Annotated in this window: 6 protein-coding genes and 1 pseudogene; 1 reads left to right on the top strand and 6 read right to left on the bottom strand. The window is 62.6% G+C overall.

Annotated elements, in window-relative coordinates; translation table 11 throughout:
• The 6 genes from DBR18_RS13435 to ccmA all read right to left on the bottom strand — a co-directional run.
• The coding region (locus DBR18_RS13435) for a heme lyase CcmF/NrfE family subunit (protein WP_256588699.1) at positions 1-1234 on the bottom strand (1234 nt) is incomplete at its 3' end.
• A gap of 3 nt (positions 1235-1237) precedes the next feature.
• Complete coding sequence (gene ccmE / locus DBR18_RS13430) at positions 1238-1693, bottom strand: cytochrome c maturation protein CcmE (RefSeq protein ID WP_007961672.1); 456 nt, start codon at positions 1691-1693, stop codon at positions 1238-1240.
• Positions 1690-1866 (bottom strand): heme exporter protein CcmD, encoded by a 177-nt coding sequence (gene ccmD, locus DBR18_RS13425; RefSeq protein ID WP_003222944.1) that lies wholly within the window; start codon positions 1864-1866, stop codon positions 1690-1692. Before ccmD ends, ccmE begins: the two co-directional genes overlap by 4 nt.
• Entirely contained in the window at positions 1863-2618 is a 756-nt protein-coding gene (locus tag DBR18_RS13420; RefSeq protein WP_003222943.1) for a heme ABC transporter permease, read from the bottom strand. Before DBR18_RS13420 ends, ccmD begins: the two co-directional genes overlap by 4 nt.
• A gap of 78 nt (positions 2619-2696) precedes the next feature.
• Positions 2697-3365: a heme exporter protein CcmB gene (ccmB, locus tag DBR18_RS13415; protein ID WP_003222942.1), complete on the bottom strand. Its 669-nt coding sequence runs from the start codon at positions 3363-3365 to the stop codon at positions 2697-2699.
• Entirely contained in the window at positions 3362-3997 is a 636-nt protein-coding gene (ccmA, locus tag DBR18_RS13410; protein WP_108590665.1) for a cytochrome c biogenesis heme-transporting ATPase CcmA, read from the bottom strand. Before ccmA ends, ccmB begins: the two co-directional genes overlap by 4 nt.
• Before the next feature lie 197 nt (positions 3998-4194).
• Here ccmA and DBR18_RS13405 point away from each other — a divergent pair.
• Positions 4195-5227, top strand: a pseudogene (locus tag DBR18_RS13405) (flagellar hook-length control protein FliK); the annotation flags it as partial.

Here is a 5227-nt window from a genome sequence, read left to right as displayed (position 1 = left end):
CCATCACCAGCATCAGCAACGCCATTAACGGGATGAACAGCGCGTTGAAATACGGCGGGCCGACCGACAGCTTGGCGCCGCTGATCGCATCGAGAATCAGCGGATACAGCGTGCCGAGCAGAATCATCGACGCGGCCACCACCAGCACCAGGTTGTTGCCCAGCAGCAGGGTTTCCCGCGACCACAGGTTGAAGCCGACCTGGCTCTTGACCACTGGCGCGCGCAAGGCAAACAGCGTCAGCGAACCACCGACCACGAACAGCAGGAAGATCAAAATGAACACGCCGCGCTCAGGGTCCGAGGCAAACGCGTGCACCGAGGTCAGCACGCCGGAACGCACGAGGAATGTACCGAGCAGGCTCAACGAAAATGCGGCAATCGCCAGCAACACCGTCCAGCTCTTGAACACTCCACGTTTTTCCGTGACGGCCAGCGAGTGAATCAACGCCGTACCGACCAGCCATGGCATGAACGAAGCGTTTTCCACCGGATCCCAGAACCACCAGCCGCCCCAGCCAAGTTCGTAGTAAGCCCACCACGAACCAAGGGTGATGCCGATGCCGAGGAAGGCCCAGGCGACAATCGTCCAAGGGCGCGACCAGCGTGCCCACGCGGCGTCGAGACGACCACCCAGCAAAGCGGCGATGGCGAAGGCAAAGGCCACCGAGAACCCGACGTAACCCATATAGAGCATCGGCGGATGGACGATCAGGCCGATGTCTTGCAGCAACGGATTGAGGTCACGCCCGTCCGCCGGAATCTGCGGGAGGATCCGCGAGAACGGGTTGGAGGTGAGGATCAGGAACAACAGGAAACCGGTGCTGATCATGCCCATCACCGCCAGCACGCGGGCGAGCATGACTTGCGGCAACTGCCGGGAGAACACCGACACCGCAAAGGTCCAGCCACCCAGGATCAACGCCCACAGCAGCAACGACCCTTCGTGGGCACCCCACACCGCGCTGAACTTGTAGTACCACGGCAAGGCGCTGTTGGAGTTCATCGCCACGTAGCCGACCGAGAAGTCGTCGGTCATGAACGCGTAGGTCAGACAACCAAAGGCAAACAGCAGGAACGCAAACTGCCCCCACGCCGCCGGTTGGGCCAGACCCATCCACAGACGGTCGCCGCGCCAGGCGCCGAGCAACGGCACCACGGCCTGCACCAGCGCAAAACACAGCGCCAGAATCATCGCCAGATGGCCGAGTTCGGGAACAAACAGTGCAGACGTCATCGATCAACCCTCCTTCGCTTGGGTGGGTGCCGATTGACCACTGTCTTTCAGCGCTTTGGTCACTTCCGGCGGCATGTACTTCTCGTCGTGCTTGGCCAGCACTTCATCGGCCACCACCACGCCGTCGGCGTTGAGTTTGCCCAGGGCGACGATGCCCTGCCCTTCGCGGAACAGATCCGGGAGGATGCCGCGGTAGGTGATGGTCACGGCTTTATTGAAGTCGGTGACGACGAATTTGACGTCCAGCGAATCCGGCGAGCGCTGCAGCGAGCCTTTCTCGACCATGCCGCCGGCGCGGATGCGCGTGTCGTGCGGCGCTTCGCCGTTGGCAATCTGGGTCGGTGTGTAAAACAGGTTGATGTTTTCCTGCAGGGCGCTGAGGGCCAGGCCGACGGCAGCGCCGACTCCGACCAGAATCGCCAGAATGAGGGTCAGACGTTTTTTGCGCAGCGGATTCACTTGCCGTTCTCCCGGCGCAGACGACGCGCCTCTTGTTGCAGATAGCGCTTGCGGGCCGCGATCGGTGCGACCACGTTGAGGATCAGCACCGCCAGACAGATGCCGTAGGCCGACCACACATACAGGCCGTGGTGGCCCATGGCGAGGAAGTCGCCGAATGAAGCGAAACTCATCGCGCGGCCTCCAGACTGTTCTGCACTTCTTCCTTGACCCAACTGGCGCGGGCTTCGCGCTTGAGCACTTCAAGGCGCATGCGCAGCAACAGCACGGCGCCGAAGAAACAGTAGAACCCCAGCACTGTCAGCAACAACGGCAGCCACATTTCGGCAGGCATCGCCGGTTTTTCGGTGAGGGTGAAGGTCGCGCCCTGGTGCAGGGTGTTCCACCACTCCACCGAGTACTTGATGATCGGGATGTTGATCACCCCGACGATCGCCAGCACGGCGCAGGCCTTGGCGGCGCTGTCGCGGTTGCTGATGGCGTTGCCCAGCGCAATCACCCCGAAGTACAGAAACAGCAGAATCAGCATCGACGTCAGCCGCGCATCCCAGACCCACCACGAGCCCCAGGTCGGCTTGCCCCAGATCGCCCCGGTGACCAGCGCCACGGCGGTCATCCACGCACCGATCGGTGCCGCGCATTGCAGGGCGACGTCGGCCAGTTTCATTTTCCACACCAGCCCGACCACGCCGCACACCGCCAGCATCACATAGATCGACTGCGCAAGCATCGCCGCCGGCACATGAATGTAGATGATGCGAAAGCTGTTGCCCTGCTGATAATCCGGCGGCGCGAAGGCCAGGCCCCAGACCACGCCAACGCTGATCAGCAGCAACGCTGCGATGCTCAGCCACGGCAGAAACCTGCTGCTGATGCCGTAGAACCACTTGGGCGAGCCGAGCTTGTGAAACCAGGTCCAGTTCATACTGTTTCCATCACGGGTGCCGCTCATCGGTGTGAGCAGTCTCAGGGTCTTTGCTGGTTAAATTTTAACCAGACCTCATTATTCGCCGACGCTGATCTTCAGGCCAGCAGCTATTGCAAAAGGTGTCAGGGTGATCGCCAGGGCGGTCAGGCTGCCCAGCCACAACAGATACCCGGTCGCCGGCATGCCTTGCAAGGCGGCCTGCAAGGCGCCACTGCCCAGGATCAACACCGGGATGTACAACGGCAGAATCAGCAGCGCGAGCAACAGGCCGCCGCGTTTCAAACCAACCGTCAGCGCCGCGCCCACTGCGCCGAGCAAACTCAGCACCGGTGTCCCCAGCAGCAACGACAACAGCAATACCGGCAGGCAGGCGACCGGCAAACCGAGCATCAGCGCCAACAGAGGCGAGAGCAAGACCAGCGCCAGCCCCGAGAACAGCCAGTGTGCCAGCACCTTGGCCAGCACCAGAAGTGGCAGCGGGTGCGGCGAAAGGACCCACTGTTCCAGGGAGCCATCTTCGAAATCACTGCGAAACAATCCGTCCAGCGAGAGCAGGACCGACAACAGCGCGGCCACCCAGACTAACCCGGGGGACAGGTTTTGCAAGACTTGAGTTTCCGGGCCGACGGCCAGCGGGAACAACGCGATGACGATGGCAAAGAAAATCAGCGGATTGGCCAGCTCCGCCGGACGGCGAAACAGCAGGCGGGACTCTCGGGCAACCAGCAGGCCGAACACACTCATACTGCCCAGTTCCCCAGATCGATATCGCGATAACCGGCCGGCATGCGGCTCAGCGTGTGGTGCGTGGTCAACACCACCAGACCGCCGCGCTCGCAGTGCCCGGCCAGGTGTTCTTCGAGTTGCGCCACGCCCTGTTTGTCGAGCGCGGTGAACGGCTCGTCGAGAATCCACAGCGGCGGGCTGTCCAGATACAGCCGCGCCAGCGCTACGCGGCGTTGCTGACCGGCGGACAGGGTGTGGCAGGGAACATCTTCGAAACCGCGCAATCCTACGGCAGCCAATGCCTGCCAGATCGCCTCGCGTTCGGCGGGCCGATGCAGGGCGCAGAGCCAGGACAGGTTTTCTTCGGGGGTCAGCAGGTCCTTGATCCCGGCGGCGTGGCCGATCCACAGCAGGTTGCGCGCCAACTCGCTTGGCTGGGCGGCCAGTGGCTGACCGTTGAGCAGCACCTGACCGCTGGTCGGCTGCATCAACCCGGACAACAGGCGCAGCAGACTGGTTTTGCCGCTGCCGTTGGGGCCGCTGATCTGCACCATATCGCCGCTGGCCAGTCTCAGTTCGAGATTTTCGAAGAGCAGCCGCAAGTCTCGCTCACAGGCAAGGGCAACGGTTTGCAGGACAGGACTGGTCAAGGAATCACGGGCCTTATACGGTTCAAGTCGGCTCTGGCGCGGCCGTTAAAGAGATGCAGGATAAATGCAATGACGGTGCGAACCAGAGAGCTGGATCAAACAATTGCTATGTTTTATGAACGAAGCGCAAGACGCGCGGCATTATACATGCCGTGCCTTACTCTCAAGAGTGCAATTTCCTCAGGTTGTGTCCGCGTATGACAGGCGAAATGAACATCCTCCCGCTCCCGCCCACAACCCCGGCGAACGCGCGTCCGCTGGCGATGAGCGGTGAGTTGCTCAAGCTGCTGACCCCGGTCGAAGGCTTGATTGGCGCCGGGCAAAGTGCTCAGGCCGAGGTGTTGTCGCTCAAGCAGGCGGACCAGACCTTTCAACTGCTACTCAAGGTTACCGTCGACGGCGGCCGTCAGACCACCGTGCAAGCCAGCAGCAACCTGCCGCTGCCGACCGGCACCAACCTGGCCGTCACTCAGCCGTCGGCGGGCAATCTGGCGATCACCGTGCAACAGGCGATAGCCAGCAGCGTCGCCGCCCTTACCCGCATCGATACGGCGCAGTTGCCGGTCGGCACGCTGCTGCAAGGCAAGGTGCTGACCTCGCAGACACTGCCGCAAGTGCCGGGACAGCCAACGGTGTACCGCTCGCTGGTGAGCCTGCTCAACACCGCGCAAAGTGGCGCCACACTGGACATCGACAGCCCGACGCCGCTGCGCATCGGCACCCTGCTCTCGGCATTGGTCGAGGATTCGCAAACCCTCAAGTTCGTGCCACTGAGCAGCCGTCAGGAGCAATTGGCGGTGAGCCAGCAACTGCTCGGCCAACAGAGCCGCCAAGGCTCCCTCGATGGTTTGCTCAGCGCCTTGCAAAACCTGCCGAGCGACGACGACCAGACTTCGCATGATCTGCGCGCTGCCGTCACGCGCCTGCTCGCCAACCTGCCCGACGTGCAGCAGATGAGCAGCGCCAAAGGCGTGGCCCTGGCCCTGGCCAACAGCGGCGCCTTCCTCGAAGCCAGACTGCTGACCGGACAGAATCCGGCGCTGACCCCGGACATGAAAGCCGACCTGCTCAAGCTGATCGCGCAGCTGTCACCGGGTGTGCCGGGCAATGCCAGTTTCAACGCGATCATTGCCGCCAACACCCTGGCGCAAGCGCTGCCCAGTTTCGTGCGCAATGCCCTCGGCACCCTCGGCCAGGTCAGCGCCAAACCGCTGCCCAGCAGCTTCCCGC

This window comes from Pseudomonas sp. HMWF021, assembly GCF_003061005.1.
In the GTDB taxonomy this organism is placed as follows: Bacteria; Pseudomonadota; Gammaproteobacteria; order Pseudomonadales; family Pseudomonadaceae; genus Aquipseudomonas.
The sequence above is the reverse complement of the archived record's forward strand: the minus strand, read 5'-3'. Positions and strand labels throughout refer to the sequence as shown.